The sequence below is a fragment of the Chondromyces apiculatus DSM 436 genome (assembly GCF_000601485.1).
Taxonomy (GTDB): Bacteria; Myxococcota_A; Polyangia; order Polyangiales; family Polyangiaceae; genus Chondromyces; species Chondromyces apiculatus.
In genome coordinates this window covers 57377-74084 of sequence record NZ_ASRX01000074.1, presented here as the reverse complement: position 1 = coordinate 74084, position 16708 = coordinate 57377, and the positions used below count along the sequence as shown (strand labels likewise).

Genomic DNA, 16708 nt, shown 5'->3' with positions numbered 1-16708 from the left:
GTAGGCCGCGAGGGCCTGCACGAGGCGGTCGAGATCGGCGCGGGTGTGGCGCTCGGTGACCGCGACGAGGAGCTGGTCGCGGCGGGCAGGGTCGAGGCGGCCGAGATCGAGGCCAGGGATGATGTCCTTGGCCTGGAGGGCACCGCAGAGGGCTGCGGCGTCGCCGCCGCGGACGCCGACCACGAACTCGTGGAAGGTGGGGGCGGCGAGGGGGAGGGTGTAGCCGTCGAGGCGGGCGATGGCTTGCTTGAGGTGCTCGGCCTTGGCGAGGCACTGGCGGGCTGCCTCGATGAAGCCGCGCTTGCCGAGCATGGCCATCTTGATGGTGACGGCGGTCGCGCAGAGGCCGCTGTTCGTGCAGATGTTGCTGGTGGCGCGCTCGCGGCGGATGTGCTGCTCGCGGGTGGCGAGGGTGAGGACGTAGCCGCGGCGGCCTTCCTTGTCGACGGTCTCGCCGACGAGGCGGCCAGGGACCTGCTGGAGGTACTTGCGGTCGTTGCGGCAGGCGAAGAGGCCGACGTTGGGGCCGCCGAACTGGGGCGGGAGGCCGAGGGGCTGGCCTTCGGCGACGGCGATGTCGGCGCCGAGGGCGCCCGGGGATTCGAGGAGGGCGAGGGCGTAGGGGTCGAGGGTGACGGTGATGAGGAGGGCGCCCTTGTCGTGGCAGGCGGCGGCGATGCGGCGGAGGTCGCCGACGCCGCCGAAGAAGTTGGGGTAGCCGACGACGACGCAGGCAGTGTCGTCGTTCACGGCGGCGGTGATGTCGTCGATGCTGGGGGCGCCGTCGGCGCCGACGGGGACGCGGACGAGGGAGGCGGCGCCGGTGCCGATGCCGCGCACGTAGGTCTCGATGGTCTCCGTGTAGTGGGGGTGGACGCCCGCGGAGACGATGGTGCGCTCGCGGCCGGTGAGGCGGCGGGCCATGAGGACGGCTTCGGCGGCGCCGCTCGCGCCGTCGTAGAGGGAGGCGTTGGCGACGGGGAGGCCGAGGATCTCGCTGACGATGGTCTGGAACTCGAAGATGACCTGCAACGTCCCCTGGGCGACCTCGGGCTGGTACGGGGTGTAGGCGGTGTAGAACTCGCTGCGGAGCAGGAGCTGGTCGGCGGCAGGGGGGAAGTGGTGCTCGTAGGCGCCGGCGCCGAGGAAGGAGAGCATCCGGGCGGCGCTGTTCTGCTGGGCGAGCTCCCCGAGGTGGCGCATCAGCGTGACCTCGTCGAGGGCCGGTTCGAGCTGCAAGGGGCGCTCTAGCCGGGCCTCGGGGGGGATGGCGCTGAACAGCTCGTCGAGCGAGCCGAGGCCTGCGGCCTCGAGCATCGCCTGGATTTCCTCGGGGGTGTGGGGGAGGTAGCGCATGTCGTGGGGGGGATGCTGTGCCGTGGGGCAGTGACGGGGATCAGTGAGCTGCGGACTTGAGCAGCTCGCGGTAGGCCTCGACGTCGAGGAGGGTGTCGAGCTCGCCCTTGTCCGAGGGTTCGATCTCGATCATCCAGCCGAGGTCGTAGCAAGCCTCGTTGACCTTCTCGGGCTTGTTCTCCAGGTCGCTGTTGATGCGGACGATCTTGCCGCTCACGGGGGCGAAGAGGTCGCTCAGCGTCTTGACGCTCTCGATGGTGCCGAAGGCCTTGCCGGCGGTGATGGTCTCGCCCACGCGCACGTCGAGGTTGACCAGGGTGATCTCACCGAGCTGGTCCACGGCGTAGGCAGTGATGCCGATGGAGATCTTGCCGTCCTCTTCCTTCGCCCACTCGTGATCCTTCGTGTACTTCCTGTCCGAACGCACGTCGTCTTGAGCCATCGTTGCCTCCCTCGGTTGTCAGAGTCTGGTGTCGAGCTTCCCGCGGTTTCAGGAGGCCCGCTTGTAAAATGGCGTCTTCACGATCTTCGCTTCGATGGTTCGTCCCCGGCAGTCGACGAGGAGCGGGGTGCCGATCTCCGCAGAGGTGACCGGTACGTAGCCGAGGCCGATGTTCTTGCCCACGGTGGGGCCAGGGCTGCCGCTCGTGCAGACGCCGATGCGCTGGCCGTCGGTGGTGAGCAGGGCATAGCCATGCCGCGCGATGCCGCGTCCGACCATCTCGAAGCCGACGAGCTTGCGGTGCAGGCCCTGCTCCTTGATGCGCTGGAGGGCGTCGCGGCCGATGAAGTCTTTCTTGTCGAGCTTGACGACCCAGCCGAGGCCAGCTTCGAGGGGGTTCGTGGTCTCGTCGATGTCGTTGCCGTAGAGCGAGAGGCGCGCTTCGAGGCGGAGGGTGTCGCGGGCGCCGAGGCCGGCGGGCTCGACGCCGAGCGGGGCGCCCTTGTCGAGGAGGGCGCGCCAGAGGGCGGGGGCGTCCGCAGAGGGGCAGAACATCTCGATGCCGTCCTCGCCGGTGTAGCCGGTGCGGGCGACGGTGCAGCGGACGCCAGCCAGGGTGGCGTCGCGGAAGTGGAAGCCCTTGAGGGACGCGAGGGCAGGGCCGTCGTCGCCGAGGAGGGCGGCGATCTCGAGGGCGCGGGGGCCCTGGAGGGCGATCATGGCCAGGCGGTCCGAGGCGTCTTCGACGTCGCAGCGGTCGCCAGCGACGCTCTGGACGTGGGCGACGATCTTGTCGCGGTTCGAGGCGTTGCAGACGATGAGCCAGTGGTCCTGGGCGACGCGGTAGATGAGGAGGTCGTCGAGGATGGTGCCGGCCTCGTTGCACGCGCAGGTGTAGAGGGCCTGGCCGTCGGCGAGGCGGGAGGCGTCGTTGGTGATCAGGTGGTCGACGACGGCGGCGCTGTGCTCGCCGCGCAGGAAGATCTCGCCCATGTGCGAGGTGTCGAAGATGCCTGCCGCGGTGCGCACGGCGCGGTGCTCGTCGGTGACGCCGCGGTACTGCACGGGCATCTCCCAGCCAGCGAAGGGGACGAGGCGGCCGCCAAGCCGCACATGCTCGTCGTAAAGGGGAGTCCTGCGCAGTTCCTGGGTGGGCTGGGGGGCGGTGGACACGAGGCGGCGATCTACTGCGAATGCGCCGGAATGTCGACAAGGCCCGGGAAGAAGGGGGGATTTCCAGGGCGGATCTGGGGGCGCGGGCGGGCGGTGGCAGCGTGTGCCGCTGCGCGTTACGGCGGTGGGACGCAGGCGGGCATCGTCACGCCTTCGTCACGCCTGACGTCACGCCATACGTCACGCCTTGCGTCACTCGAGCCGGGTCGGATCGAGGGGGGTGCCGTCGGGCTTGAACCCCTTGGCGCGCCAGCGCTCTTCGTCGGTGAGCCCAGGCTCGGGAGGGACCTTGGTGACGTCCTGGATCGTGAGGTCGGTGCCGTGGTGGCGCCGGGAGAGCACCTCGATGCGGAGCTGGCGCGGGGGCTCGCCTGCAGCGGTCACGCCCGTGAAGACCGTCTTGGCGGGTCCGGTCTCGACCTTCGCGGCCTGGACGCGCTGGCGGATGTAGTTGGCGACCTGCTCGGCCGAGACGTCTCCGGTGGCGACGACCTCGTCGGCGAAGCGCATCCTCACCCGCATCCTGCGCGGGATGGGGATGCCGAAGGCCTTCTCGGTGCCCTCGGCCAGCTCTCCCGGTGCCACCTGATCGGCGCGCTGCGGCGCGGGAGCCGAGGCTATTGGCGCCGGTGGAGGCGGGGGATCGGTCTTGCTGCGGCAGGCCGGGAGGAGCGTCGCGCTGGAGGTGAGCACGAGCAGCGAGAGGGAGCGCGCGGTGCGGTTCACTCCACCACGCCTGCCCAGGAGTCGATCCGGATGCCGTTCTCGGGGCGCGGCAGGGCGATGACGGAGGTCGGGGTGATGCCGCCCTGCGCGTTGGAGGTGCCCTTGCTGCCGGTGTGGAAGGTGAGCTGGTAGTTCACTCCGCCGGTGGGGCTGGAGAAGATCCCCGGAGGGAAGTAGGGGTCGTTCACGTTCACTTCCTCGCTGCAGCTCGGGGTCTGCGTGACGGCGACGCCGAAGACCACGGTGCCCTGGGGCTGGTCCTCGAACTCGACGAAGGTGTTCGGGTTGTTCGCCGAGGGGAGCATGCCCTCCCCGCTGCGGTACTGCAGGCCCCAGACGGTGCCGTAGCCGTCGGCGCACTCGCTCGCGTTGGCGGCGAGCGGCGTGTACGTGGAGAAGTAGGCGACCGAGTCGAAGAGGGAGATCGGGCCCGTGACGCGCTGACCTCCCGTGAACTCGCGCCGCCAGTTGTCCTCGATCCTCAGGATGGGGGAGCCGCCCGAGTAGTCGACGCTCTCGGTGAGCGACCACAGTCGGGTGTTCAGGTCGGGGCTCGCGTTGAAGGTCTCCTGGTCGCCGGTGGAGAAGAGGACGACGGTGTTGCCGACCTCGTCGATGCTCACGATGGGGGGCGTGGCGATGGGCTGGCCAGAGGCGCCCGTGTCGGGGCCGAGCGAGTAGGCGTCCCACGCGAGGCGCACACCCCAGTCGTCAGGGTCGGCGCTCGACACGTCGATGCGCCAGAGGGTGCCGTCCGAGTCGCCGATGTAGATGCGGTCCGCGACCTGACCCGTCTGCGAGGGGTAGGCGACGGGGACGCCGGTGAGGGGTGAGTCGAAAGGAACGGTGGTCACCCGATTGGCAGACGCGAGGCCGGGAGGTCCGTCGTCCTGGTGGCCGCGGAAGGTGCGGATCACGCGGCCATTGTCGAGGCGCACGATGGTGATGGAGCGCCCCGGGCCGACGATGGCGGGGTTCGAGCCCCAGCAGCGCACTTCGTTGCGAGCCTGGTAGGGTGAGGTGTTGGGGATGAGCGTCGGGCCGCCCTGGCGCGGGCAGGTGCCGGTGCCGAGCGTGGCTCCGCCGCCCGCGAGGATGGCGACCGCGACCTCGCGCGTCTGCTGGGGGTCGCCGTTCTCGCTGACCTCGATGGTGGCGATGGCAGGCGTGGGCGGCGCCTCGCCGAAGAGAGCCCCCCCGACCTCGTCGGTGGAGAGCTGCCAGAGGAAGCTCGGGCTGTCGGGGTCGGTGACGTCGAGCGCGTAGTAGAAGCTGCCGCCACCGCCGCCACTGGCGACGAGCACCGTGCGCCAGGTGGAGGTGCCGGCGACGGCCTGAGAAATGGAGCGCTCGAAGATGACGTTCTTGACCACGGGCGCTCCGTCGAGGAGCGGCGCCTGCTGGTTGAAGGTGGAGACCACCCGCGGGAGCGTGTGCGGCGGGAAGAACGACCAGAGTTCGTTCTGCGCCTCGGACGCGACCTCGACGTTGAAGGCGTGGAGCTGCCCGTCGGTGGTGGCGGTGTAGAGCGTGAGGGGGCGATCGAGGTTCTGGTTCGCGAAGAGTTCGTAGGTGTCGTCGGTGACGAGGTCACGCGGCGGCCCGACGATGGTCGGCGTCGAGTGGAAGATGGCACCGAGGAGGCTGGAACGCTGTGCGCCAGCGACATTGTCCCCGAGCTGCCAGTCCATGATGCTGCGGGCGCAGTCTGCCGCGTTGGTCGCCTCGACAGCGGTGCACTGGCTGGGGACGGCGGTGGCCGGGTCGAGCCCGAAGGCGCGCGGTTCGCCTGCCGCCTGCGAGGCGAAGGAGCCCTTGTCCACGAGCACGCCACCGCCGGTCATCGTGCCCGTGTAGGTCCCGAGGCCATCGGTGCCGCCAGAGACGGGGCGGATGCTGCGCGTGGAGTGGATGGCCCCTCCGTCGGGCTGACCGAACACGGTGAAGAAGCGGCGCGGCGAGGGCGCGGTCTGCCGCATGTTCTCGCCGAAGTTGTCGCCTTCATTCACCGCGATCGCCTGGGGGTTGGCGACGAGCTGGCCGTTGATGTCCTCGCACTCGCGGCGCTTGCGCTCGAGGTTGCCGGTCCAGAGCGGGCTGTAGCCGGGCTGAGGCTGGGGGTTGAACGAGGAGGAGAACTCGTAGCCCGCAGCCCCGGCGCCCCCTCCGCTCGCGGGTGTGGCGCCTGCGGTGACGGGGATGGTGCGGCTGGTCGCGGGCGCGATGTCGAGGAAGATGTTCGACAGCGCCTGGTTCAGCTCGGCGATGTTGTCCGGGAAGTAACCGCGTTGCGAGCCACCTTCGATGGCGATGCGGGTGAGGGTGCAGCACGCGCGCAGGGCGCTGCTGGCGGGGTTCTCACACTGGCCGCCCGGCGCGAAGGATGTGCTGTCGAGTTCCTCGCAGTCCACGCCCGCCAGCGTGGAGAGGCTGTAGCCGATGGTGAACGTGCGGATGTTGTGGTTGGTGTGGAGATCGTCGGCGACGTCCCAGGGCCGCCGGTAGGGGCAGCCGTCGCCGTCTGGACCAGGGCCGATGCCGCTGGCGCAGTCCTTGGCGGGATTCGGATCGCGGAGGTCCATGTTGGGCTCACCGTCGGAGAGCAGGATGATGAACTGGTCCCGGACGCCGTTGATGATGCAGGGATCGTCCTTCGGGCCGAGATCCTTGCCGTCCCAGGTGCTGTCGTCCTGGGTGAGGTAAACGAGCGCATCCGAGAACATTCCGGCGAGGGGGGTGGCGCCGTAGGGGCGCAAGGCGACGAGCGAGCGCTGGATGCGATCGTTGTTCGCGCGCACGTCGTTGAGCGAGGCGTCAGGGGTGGGGAACGGGACGAGCGGCCCTTCCCACTCGGGCGCGGCAGGGTTGCGCGAGCCGACCTCGAAATCCTGCGGGGTGAGGCAACCAGGCGGCTGGCCCGCCGCGTGGCCACCGCCGCCCTGGAAGTTGAGGTAGTAACTCCACATGCCCTGCACGCCGTCCGCGGTGTTGCTGACGCCGGTGCCCTCGTCGGTGATGGTGTCGAAGGTCATCATCGAGAAGCGGACGAGGTCCTTGGCGTTGTCGAGGAAGCCTGTCTCGAGCTGGCTCCAGGGGGTGGCGCAGGTCCCCGCCGGGTTGTTGTAGGGGTGGTCGACGATCGCGCCGCTGTGAGGACCCTTCGTGCAGCCGTTCGAGAGGGGGCGGTGGTAGTTGATGTAGTAGCCGCGGTCGTAGGGCGGTACGCCGTTGATCGAGAACTGGGTGAGGAAGTCATTTCCGGTGCGCGGCTGGGCGTAGCAGGAGAACCCCTGGATGGGCCCCGTGAGCGCCTCGATGACGTTGGTCCACCGGCTGCGTTCGAGCTCGGGCGGCGCTGGCGTGGCGCCCGGGCTGCACGTGGGATCGTTGCCCGCCACGGTGCGCTCCATGGATCCCGAGTTGTCGAGCAAGAGGAGCACGTTGGGGAGCGGAGGCTGCAGATCGAGCTGCGCGTGCGCGGTGGACGCCTGCAGCGCGAGCGTCGTGCCACCACCGACGATGAGGAGGAACTTTGAGGGGATTCGCATGATGTCCTCTCGGGTCACTTTGCCGGCACGTTGTTGACCACCACGTGGGCGCTGAGCACTTCTTGATAGCCAGCCGCTGCCACCACGGCCCTGTCGTCGGAAGGTGTATTGCCACCTGCGATGGATGCTGGTGCAGGATAGATGACGCCCGTGGCGTTGAGCGTGACCATCACCGACTGCATATCCACGGCTCCGGCCGAGGTGAGATCCATCCCAGGAGGAGGGGGTTTTGCTGGCGCGGAGTCGGTCATCTGGACCTCGAACCGGTACTCCAGGGATGCTCGGCCGAGACTCCCGGGCACGGTCGGCGTGGGTTGCTCCAGCAGGGGGCCGGTATAGCCCTCGACCTGGGTGCGGCTGAAGCGGATGCAGCGATCTCCGGATAGAGCGGCGAAGCAGCAGCGCTCCGGGGCGCTGGCGTCACAGAGGAAGGCGCTGTTGACGCGTAGCTGACGGATGAACTCGGGCCCGAGATCCGGGTTGCCGAGGAGCGACGTCGTGGCCTGCAGCGAGAGCTCGGTCAGGTATCGGGCCTGCGTGCTCTGGCGGGCATGGCCGCTCGACGTGGTCGCGAGCGACGCTGCGTTTGCGGCGAAGACTCCGATCGCGGTGAGCATCGCGATGAGGAGGACGACGATGAACACGGCAGCGCCTCGCTCACGCGCACGTGCCCTGGAACGGCTTCGGGCGGTCACCATTGCTGTGCCCTTTCGTTGTTGGGAAGCGCGACCTCGGCCTGCAGCGTCCGCATCCGCGCGTAGACGGCAGGCGCGCCTGCCGGGACCGTGTCACCGAGGGCGGCCACGGAGGGCACGACGCCGGGGATGAGGAACCGAAGGTGCCGCGTCTCGGCGCCGGCGGTGTAGGAGCGCTCCGAGTCCCGATCCGGAGCGCGCGTCCGCGTGCTCAGGCGCACCTGGACCGAGCGAATGCGCTGGGGAGTACCGCCGGAGGTGATGTCACCTGCCACGGTACCGATGTTGGCAAGGGCGGGGGTCTGGATGGGGAAGCGCTGCACCTCCGGGTTGACGCCGGTGGCGGTCACGATCGCCGCGGTGGAGATGCCGAACTTGAGATCCACGGCATACTCGGACACGACCTCCAAGGTGCTGGGGATCTCTTCGTCGTTCGCGTCGAGTTCGACGCGGATCAGCTCGGTGCGGAGGAGGTCTCCGGTCATCTGTTCGGAGTTCTGGGGAGGTTCGACCAGCAACCCGTAGGTGGGATGGCTCCTGAGGCTGCGGATGTCATAGAGCACGCGCGCCACGGGGCTGACGATGAACCCGGAGTTGGTGCCGCTGCTGCTGATCCCGCACGGGCCGACATCCTTGAAGGGCAGCGCAGGCGTCGACCCGAGAAGGACGCTCCGCGTCGCGGCGTCGTAGCCCGCGATGACTCCGTAGACATAAGGGGGCTGTCCATCGGTGACGATGCGGAGGATCCTTCCCGGCGCGAAGATGCTCGGGAGAGAGGCGCTCCCTGTGGAGGCGCGCATCTCCGTGCGCTTCATGGCACCCGAGACGAGCTGGAGCTGCACGTTGGTGCCGTTGCCGGTGATCGTCTGCACGTCGAACTGCTCGTTCGTCCCGAAGGCACCCCCGATGATGAGTGAGTCGGGCTGGAGGCCGTTGGCCGCGCTCTGGGCCAGGTCCGCGGTGTGCTCGTTGTACGAGCCGTTCGGGATGATGCGGATGCCGGCGAGCTGCTGCAGGCCGGGCGGCCACGTGGACGAGGAGCGGCACGTCATCGGATCCTCCCGGATGTTCGGCGTCGACAGGAACGCCGCGCGCTGGATGTCGGCGGTGAGCCGCTGCATCCCGAGCATGGCGCTGATGTGCGCCGACGAGAAGCGCGCCTCGTACTGGAAGAAGCGGCTGGTGTTGCGCGCGAGGAGCATGGCGGCCGTGGCCACAGTGAGGCCTGCGGCCATGGCCATGATCAGCTCCACGAGCGTGAAGCCACGGCCGTCGCGCCGGTGTGACGGGGGCCGCCTGGAAGGCCGTGGCAAGGCGGCCCGGTGAGGGGGTGAGGTGTCGCAGGGTCGGAGGGTGCTCATCGTCAGTCCCGGATCTTGTTCCGCATCACGCTCGTGGTGAGATAAACGGCGCCGTAGACCTCCGGCTCTGCGTCGACGGTGTCGGGTGACACCGAGCAGTCCGCCATGCTCCCGCTCCTCAGCCAGAACACCCGGATGTCGGCTCGGATCAGCGTCCCGGGGGCGCCCATGATCCCCGGGAAGCGCCTGAACCGCAGGTGGGTGCAGTATGCCGGGATGGACGCGTCGGCCGCGAAGGTGTCGATGCCGAGGAGGTCGGCGACAGGGGAGCCCAGGGTCGGGATCTCGGCCGGAGAGAGCCGGATGTCCGGTGATGAATCCGCGAGGTTCAGCCAGTCGGTCTCCGCGAGGTCGGGTTGGCCGTTCGGCTCGTTCCACTGCAGCGCGTCCACGCGGAGCCGCTCTGCCCAGCCCTGCGCGACGAGGTTGGCCATGGCGAGGTTGCGCGCGTGCGTGGTGTTGACGAACGTCGCGCGCTGCAGCGCGATGATACCCGATGCACCGAGGGCCAGGATGCCGAGGGCCATCATCACCTCGATCATCGTGTACCCGGCGCGCTTGCGCCTCGAAGCGCGAGCGTTGCGTGTGCTCATAGCGCCAACCTCGCCGCACCGTTCGGGGGGATCATCACGGTGCGGACCATGCCGGTCCGCTGGTTGATCACATTGACTCGGGGGACTTCCGTCAGCGGTACGAAGTTGCCGGCTATGTTGTAGCGCACGAACGATCTGCCGCGCGGGGTGAAGCAAATATCGACGGTCGGCTGCTGGGTGCCCGTGATGTCCACCATCTCCACTTGGGCGAGGGCGTCGGGCGTGCTGCCGAACTGCAGGAACGTGACCTCCCGGTCGCTCGTGGGGGTGCCCCACGGGGTGGTGGTGCAGTTCGAGCTGAGGACCGACGCCTCTGGAGACGTGATCGATACGGCTTCGCGCATCGAGAAGATGCCATCGGTCCCGTTCCACCTCACCAGGACCGCCGTGCCTCGACCGAGTGAGCGGGAGCGCGCCAGCCGGTACATCCCGGTGATCTCCATGGCGGCGCGGTTCACCCGCCGATCGCGCATGACCTGGATGAACATCGGAGAGGCGGTCGCGGCGAGAATGCCGATGATGACCACCACCGCAAGCAGCTCCATGAGCGTGAAGCCGCGCATCCCTGCGCGTCCTTGCCAGCGAGCCATGTATGGCTGATTCACGGGAAGGTGCTGGGGGGGCGGAGGAGAGGCTGAGCGCAGCGACATGGAGTCTCCGGGAGATGACGAGGCAAGCCTCGTGCCCTTCGTTGCTGGCGGCAAGTTCTCGGGACTGCTCGGAAATCATTGGAGCCCCCAGTCCCCGGGGGCTAACGATTGCGGCGTTATGAAAAAAGGTGCAAGGCCCACACCCATGCGACCCTCTCCCACAGCGAGGTCTGGCCAGGTTGCGATGCGTGCGAGCCTCCTCGCGATCGGCGCAGCGGCGTGCGTCCTCTCCTCAGGGTGCAAGGACGACGAGCCGCCGCGCGCGCCGCCTCCACCCCCCATCGTCGCCAAGGCCGATGCCTGCGCGGGTGGAGGAGGCAAGAGCTCCGACCCCAGCAGTGCAGCCTTCTTTCCTCGTGTCACGGGCCGCTTCTGCCTGGATCCGAACGGTGTCGAGAAGACCTTCGGCGAGGGCGCATCGCTTCCGCTCGACGGCATCTGTGACATGTTCGATGGAGAGTGCGAGATCTACAAGGGATTCAACGTGCGTCGCGTGGTGGAGGCGCGCTACGTCGACGGTGGCGGGACGACCGCGTCCATCGAGGTGCACCTCTCGAAATTCGCGGGTACCGAGGGTGCGTACGCGATGTTCACGAAGCGCGTGGTGGGCGATGGGGACCCTGCCGACGAGGCCACCCCGAGGCCCCTCGATGCGGGAGGTGCCGCGGCCCTCGGGCTCGGCAACGCTTACCTGTGGCGCGGGCTCTACCTCGCCGAGATCACGTACAGCGACGAGTCAGCCGCCGAGGCCGTGCTCAAGGTCGCGAGTGACAAGGCCCTCCCTCCGCTCGTGAAGGAGATGGGGGAGAAGCTGCCAGGAGAGGTCACGCTGCCCTCTGCAGCCGACAGGTTGCCCAAGGAGAACCGGCTACCGCTCGGCATTCGCTACGCGCTCAAGGATATCCTGGGGGTCGATGGTGTGGGCGGGGGAGCCTTCGGGTACTACCGCGATGGGGAGAAGCGCTACCGGGTGCTGGCTCTGGTGCGCGAAGACGCCGATCAGGCGAAGGACACGCTGGCGAGCTTTGCCAAACAGCCCGGCGCCACGAGGGAGAAGGGTATCGAGGGAGGCATCGTGAGGGTGATGCACAAGGAGGGAGAAGCTGCGCCCACCGAGTGGCTCCTCGCCCGCGCGAACAAGATGGTGATCGGGGTCGGCGACGAGTCTCGCGTGCTCCGGGCGGGGATGACCGCGGAGGAGCACGCGAAGGTGTCGCTCACCAGGGAGGAGAAGCTCAAGCGCCTCAAGACGACGCTGGGCGGGACCTGAAGCGGGTGCTGGCAGGGGAGAGGAGAGGGGACTCTCCCCGTGCGATCACTGGGTACGTTGAATGACGTGGAACCCGAAGGGAGTCTCCACGAGCTCGCTGATCTCGCCGACCTTGATCTTCTCCAGGCCAGCCTGGAACTCCGGCACCATCGCTCCCTTGGGGAACTTGCCGAGGTCGCCACCCCGGGCACCTGCGCCCGGCTCGTCGGAGTAGTCCTTCACGAGGTCGGCGAACTTGCTCGGGTCTGCCTTGGCCTTCTTCATGGCCTCGGTGGCGCGGGCCTTGGCTTCGTCCTTCGAGCGCTCGATGTTCGCGGGGGCGCGACGGCTGCCCTTGTACATGACGAGCAGGTGCTTGGCGCCGAAAACCTCTCGGGGCTGCTGCGGCTGCTGAGGCGTGGGCGCGGGGCGGGGGACGGGCTGCGGACTCGGGGTAGCAGGGGTGCTTGCTACCTTGTGGTCATCATGATGGTCGGCAGCAGGCGCGACCGGGGCAGCCAGTCGCGCGAGCGGCGTCTTGTTGAACAACCCGAAGAAACCGAGGAGGCCAATGAGCAGCAGAGTGCCCAGCACCGCGTGGGGAATCCACCAGGTGGGGTCCTCCTGCTCGGAGCTGGAGACGCGCGGAGCCGGAGGGGCGTGGCCTTGCGCGTGCGTACGCGCCTGGCGAGGACGCTCGAGAGGCTTGGCAGGAGCGGCTTCCTCCTCGTCCTCTTCTTCGTCTTCTTCCTCGTCCTGCTCGTCGAGGTCCTCTTCTTCAGCGGCCTTCGTCTTCTGCTCGTCCTTTTTGCTCATCTCGAGGTCCTTCTACGCACGCGAGCCAAGCGGGTACAATACCCGGCGCATCCCAGGGGTCAGCCGATCTTCGCCCAGGCACCCGTGAGTACGGGATCTGGCCGCTCCTTGACCGAAGCGACGATGGCCACTTTACCGTCATCGAGTGTCCAGCCCTGCGTGATGATGGTGTCCCCTGGCCACACCGGTTTGCGGAACTGGGCAGCGAAGGTGCGGAGCCTGGTCGCATCACCCCCTGCGGCATGCTTGATGACCGCGCGTGCAGCGAATCCGTAGGTGCACAGGCCGTGAAGGATCGGTCCTTGCGGGAAACCGACGGCCGTGGCGAACGCTGGATCGGCGTGCAGCGGGTTGAGATCTCCAGAGAGCCGGTAAAGGAGCGCCTGTTCGGGGCTCGTGGCCTCCTCCTCGGTCCAGTCGGGGGCGCGATCCTTGGGCACGGAGGGTTCTGCTTCGCCTGTCGGGGGACGGGGACCACTGAATCCGCCAGCGCCGCGGAAGATGATCGACCAGGTCGTGTCGAAGAGCGGCTCGCCATCCATCGTGGTGCGGGTCTCAAGAATCACCTGGGCGAATTTCTTGAGGTCGTACAACGCCTGGAGGGTGCCCACGGTGGTGAGGGTCCCACTCGCGGGGATGGGGCGATGGATCGCGATCTTCTGCCCCCCATGAACCACCATCGCCATGTCGCCTCCCGAGTGAGCGAGCATGCTGAGGACGGCCTGGTAGGCGGGGATCACCGCGAAGCTGGGATAGACCTTCAGGCCGTCAGGGGTCCCTTCGTAGAGGTAGGGCAGCTCATCCCGACGCGCACCGATACCGAGGGCGTAGAGGGCGAGGGTCTTCCAGTCGTACGTGAGGGTATGCGGCTGGGTCGTGTACCCGACAGTCGAGGGATCAAGGGGCATGAGGAGCTCCGCAGAGAGACGGTTGGCTGGAGCCCTACAGAGCCCGAGGGGTTGCGTCAACCGTTGCGTCAGAGCGCAATGCGGTAGGCGATGGTCACCCCGATGTCGATCATGTCGACCCGTCCTTTGAGCGAGGCCAGGTCGCCGGTCGGAAGTCGTTCCTGTCGTCCGGGCAGGAACCAGCTCGCATATCGAACCTGGGAGCCGAAGCTCCAGTTGTCGGCGAACGTCCACTCTGCGCCGATGCCCAGCCCCGCAGCGAGCCCCTCCGTACCGAGTGTGGCAGCCCGGGGACCCACGAAGGCGGTGTCTGCGTAAGGTTCACGGTCGGCCAGCACCGACCATGAGTCGTTGACGACGACCCCACCGAACGTGCCCCCGACCCAGAACTCCCAGGTGTTGTAGCGGATGCCGTAGTACCGAACCTCTGCCTCGACGAGGAAGTAACTGCGCTCATGCGCGCGCTCGAGTGTCCCTGCGCCAGGGGCCTGGTCGGCGCTCAGATCGAGGGCCCAGATGATTCCGGCACCAACACCGAGAGCACCGTATCGGTAGAGGTTGTGAAGGGAGAACGCGAGGCTGGTCTCCCCTTGCTCACAGCGATCCAGCGACACAGGACACACATCGGCTGCTGGCAGGGTGAGCATGCCGGCTCCGAGGGTGAACTGGGTGAAGGGCAATCCCTGTTCGAAGGCCGCTGCGGCTCGCCGGGCTGCGGTGCTCTCGTCCGCAAAGGCGGCCGCCGGGGCCAGTGCACCCAGCGTTGCCAGCCCCATGGTGAGCGCCTGGCGCCTCATAGCCATGGCCCCGTGACCGGAGGCAAGGATGCAGGATCGTTCGAGAGGGGGGGAGGGGAAGGAGGCAGCTCCGGACTCGGGGCGAGTTCTGGCGCGGGTATGTTCGCTGCCGTGGAGGTTGGCGATGGCGGTTGGGCCCGCGGTGCCCCCTGGGCCCGAGGATCGGCGCTGGCGTCATGCACGGGAGGTGTCGATACACCCGGGAGGGAGGACTTGAGAGCAGGTCGAGGCCGGACAGGAGGGGTACTCGTGGTGACCGGAGCAATGCTGGTCTTGCCCTCCTGGGTGATCTTTTCAAGCTCCGCCATGAGATGTTGCGCCGTTGTGTACTCCGGCATGAGCTGGAGCGCGAGCCGTGCCAGTCGAACTGCGCCAGGCAGGTCGCCAGCATACTTGCTCCCCAAGGCGCTGGCCACGAGTCGTTCCGCCGCTTCTCTTCGGAGATCGCGCACCCGTCCATCTGCTGGCCAGCGGCTCTGCGCGCGCTCTGCGATCTCCTTGACATTGTCGCCAGGCGGGATGTCCCACGCATGGCGGCGCATGCACTCACGCGCGCGCTCGATCTGCGCCTCGAGCGATTCGGGAGGGGGTCCGCCGGAAGAACCGAGGTGGAATCCGCCCAGCACCAGCAGGAAGCCCGCTCCGGCGACGCATGCTGCGAGCGTCGCGCGACGGATGAGCCTTGCTCGACCCGGGTGCGGGCGTGCTTCGGATGCGACCCCGTGCATGGTCGAGGGAGCCTCGAGCGCCGAGCGAAGCAAGTCCTCATCATCTCCAGGCACGAATGCCGCTTCCTCGCTCTCGGACCTTTGAGGCGCTGAAGATGCGACAGGACCATCCGTGCCGCTGAGTGCGGTGCTGGACTGCAGCTTGACGTCCGGATGCAACGGGGTGGAGGAGCGCAGAGGCACCCCGGCGGGGAGATCGTACGCCTCGATCCTGCTCGGCAGGGCGTCGGTCGAGGTGATGCCAGAGGTGCCGTCGTCACCTGCCTCGGGTCCCTGGGAAGGGGTCTCAGCGCTACTGTCGACGCCGGGATCGAGCGTCGGTGCACTGCCGAGACGTGCCGCGAGCTCGGGGCTGAGTTCCAGGGCGCGCGTGCGGGCCTTCGAGGCGAGCTTCACCATGCCGCTGGTGCGCGTGAGCCTCGAAGATGTCTGGATCTCGTCTGGATTGAGGCCACTCTCGCGCGCCGCCATGGCGAGATCGCGGTACAGCGCACGAGCATCACACGCGCGTTCCTCTGGCTTCTTGGCCAGATTCTGCATGATCACCTGCCCGATGGGGACCGGTACGTAACTGGCGCGCGCGATGCTCCGCAGATCCGGCGGCGGCGCGTGCGTGTGCTGTACGAGCAGCGCGACCGGTGAGTCCCCCTCGAAGGGCGCCCGTCCAGCCAGGCACTGATAGAGCATGGTGGCGATCGAGTACACGTCCGCGGAAGGACCAACGGTCTTCCCCTCGGCGCCCTCGGGGGAGATGTACTTCGCCGTTCCGAAGATCAGTCCTGCCTGCGTGGACACGGCCTTGTCAGCCCAGTCGAAGCGAGCGATGCCGAAGTCGAGCACCTTCACGAAATCCGGGTCCTCGCCGCGGCGCACCAGCATGATGTTCTCGGGCTTGAGGTCGCGATGGACGATCCCCTGGGCATGGGCCTCCCCCACGGCGTCACAGATCTGGAGGATGATGTGCAATGCCCGTGGAAGGGGTAGCGCGTTCTCCTCTCCTCCTGTGCCCGCAGCGGCAAGCGCCGAGAGAAGAGAGATGCCATCGAGGTGCTCCATGACGAGGCAGAGTTCACCCCCAACTCTGGGATCGACCCCGCGGGGAATGGATCCCGACATCAGCACCTGCACCACGTTCGGATGCACGAGGCGGCTTGCGATCCTCGCTTCACGATGGAAACGCCCCGTGAGCTCAGCATTGCTGCTCATCTCGCGGTGCAGAATCTTCACCGCCACGTCTCGATCGATCCCGCCCTGGAATGCCCGGTAAACGCGGCCCATCGACCCGATGCCGATGAGGTGGTGAATGCGGACTTGCCCTGCGAGCTCCAGCCCGACGTACGGATCGGTTTCGGCAGCTCCGGGGAGCTTTCGCGCACTCTGTAGAGGTGTCCCGTCGCGCGGACAGAAGAGCACATCCGCTTCGTAGCGCTCACCACAGGATGGGCAGCTCTTCGCCGAGATGGGCTGCATCGGATCGTGGGCAGCATAGCACCGCTGCCGCTCGGATACCTGGCCGAGCGCCTTGGCGCAGACTGCCAGGGAGCCTTCTGACCCTGCGCTTGGAGGCGGGTTGAAGACCTGAACGAGGAGGGAGGTCGCCTTCTGACCTTCGACCAGGCTGGAGTCCACCGGCTGCCATGCCGGGCGTGGACCGCTCGGCGCCCAG

The 16708-nt window shown here is 67.9% G+C and carries 14 protein-coding genes; 1 reads left to right on the top strand and 13 read right to left on the bottom strand.

All coding sequences use genetic code 11. The features are described 5' to 3' along the window. The 9 genes from gcvPA to CAP_RS35010 form a co-directional block, all read right to left on the bottom strand. On the bottom strand, window positions 1-1356 hold a 1356-nt coding region (gene gcvPA / locus CAP_RS35050; RefSeq protein ID WP_044248976.1), incomplete at its 3' end, for an aminomethyl-transferring glycine dehydrogenase subunit GcvPA. 40 nt (window positions 1357-1396) lie between these two features. Next, window positions 1397-1798: a glycine cleavage system protein GcvH gene (gcvH, locus tag CAP_RS35045; RefSeq protein WP_044248975.1), complete on the bottom strand. Its 402-nt coding sequence runs from the start codon at window positions 1796-1798 to the stop codon at window positions 1397-1399. A gap of 48 nt (window positions 1799-1846) precedes the next feature. Then, window positions 1847-2971: a glycine cleavage system aminomethyltransferase GcvT gene (gene gcvT, locus CAP_RS35040; RefSeq protein ID WP_044248974.1), complete on the bottom strand. Its 1125-nt coding sequence runs from the start codon at window positions 2969-2971 to the stop codon at window positions 1847-1849. Between the two features lie 192 nt (window positions 2972-3163). Beyond that, window positions 3164-3697, bottom strand: a complete 534-nt coding sequence (locus CAP_RS35035; RefSeq protein WP_231511875.1) for a hypothetical protein — start codon at window positions 3695-3697, stop codon at window positions 3164-3166. After that, window positions 3694-7245 (bottom strand): pilus assembly protein, encoded by a 3552-nt coding sequence (locus CAP_RS35030; RefSeq protein WP_156041424.1) that lies wholly within the window; start codon window positions 7243-7245, stop codon window positions 3694-3696. The genes CAP_RS35035 and CAP_RS35030 overlap by 4 nt, the downstream gene beginning before the upstream one ends. A 14-nt stretch (window positions 7246-7259) precedes the next feature. Further along, the gene (locus tag CAP_RS35025; RefSeq protein ID WP_044248972.1) at window positions 7260-7889 is read right to left on the bottom strand and encodes a hypothetical protein; all 630 of its coding nucleotides are present in this window, start codon (window positions 7887-7889) and stop codon (window positions 7260-7262) included. Between the two features lie 47 nt (window positions 7890-7936). Beyond that, window positions 7937-9301: a PilW family protein gene (locus CAP_RS35020; protein WP_156041423.1), complete on the bottom strand. Its 1365-nt coding sequence runs from the start codon at window positions 9299-9301 to the stop codon at window positions 7937-7939. A gap of 2 nt (window positions 9302-9303) precedes the next feature. Further along, the gene (locus tag CAP_RS35015) at window positions 9304-9894 is read right to left on the bottom strand and encodes a type IV pilus modification PilV family protein (RefSeq protein ID WP_044248971.1); all 591 of its coding nucleotides are present in this window, start codon (window positions 9892-9894) and stop codon (window positions 9304-9306) included. Next, window positions 9891-10484, bottom strand: coding sequence for a pilus assembly FimT family protein (locus tag CAP_RS35010; RefSeq protein ID WP_231511874.1), 594 nt, complete (start codon window positions 10482-10484; stop codon window positions 9891-9893). Before CAP_RS35010 ends, CAP_RS35015 begins: the two co-directional genes overlap by 4 nt. A 244-nt stretch (window positions 10485-10728) precedes the next feature. Between CAP_RS35010 and CAP_RS35005 the strand changes: the two genes are divergently transcribed. Further along, the gene (locus CAP_RS35005) at window positions 10729-11814 is read left to right on the top strand and encodes a DUF6599 family protein (protein WP_231511873.1); all 1086 of its coding nucleotides are present in this window, start codon (window positions 10729-10731) and stop codon (window positions 11812-11814) included. Window positions 11815-11859: 45 nt separating this feature from the next. Here CAP_RS35005 and CAP_RS49145 read toward each other — a convergent pair whose 3' ends face one another. From CAP_RS49145 to CAP_RS46225, 4 genes are all read right to left on the bottom strand, one after another. Next, window positions 11860-12609: a peptidylprolyl isomerase gene (locus CAP_RS49145; protein ID WP_081865589.1), complete on the bottom strand. Its 750-nt coding sequence runs from the start codon at window positions 12607-12609 to the stop codon at window positions 11860-11862. 59 nt (window positions 12610-12668) lie between these two features. Continuing rightward, window positions 12669-13517, bottom strand: coding sequence for a MaoC/PaaZ C-terminal domain-containing protein (locus tag CAP_RS34995; RefSeq protein ID WP_044248966.1), 849 nt, complete (start codon window positions 13515-13517; stop codon window positions 12669-12671). Window positions 13518-13585: 68 nt separating this feature from the next. Then, window positions 13586-14320, bottom strand: a complete 735-nt coding sequence (locus CAP_RS34990; protein WP_197041492.1) for a hypothetical protein — start codon at window positions 14318-14320, stop codon at window positions 13586-13588. Continuing rightward, a complete protein-coding gene (locus tag CAP_RS46225) occupies window positions 14311-16671 on the bottom strand; it encodes a serine/threonine-protein kinase (protein ID WP_052376540.1) in 2361 nt (786 codons plus the stop codon). The genes CAP_RS34990 and CAP_RS46225 overlap by 10 nt, the downstream gene beginning before the upstream one ends. Window positions 16672-16708 lie beyond the last annotated feature (37 nt).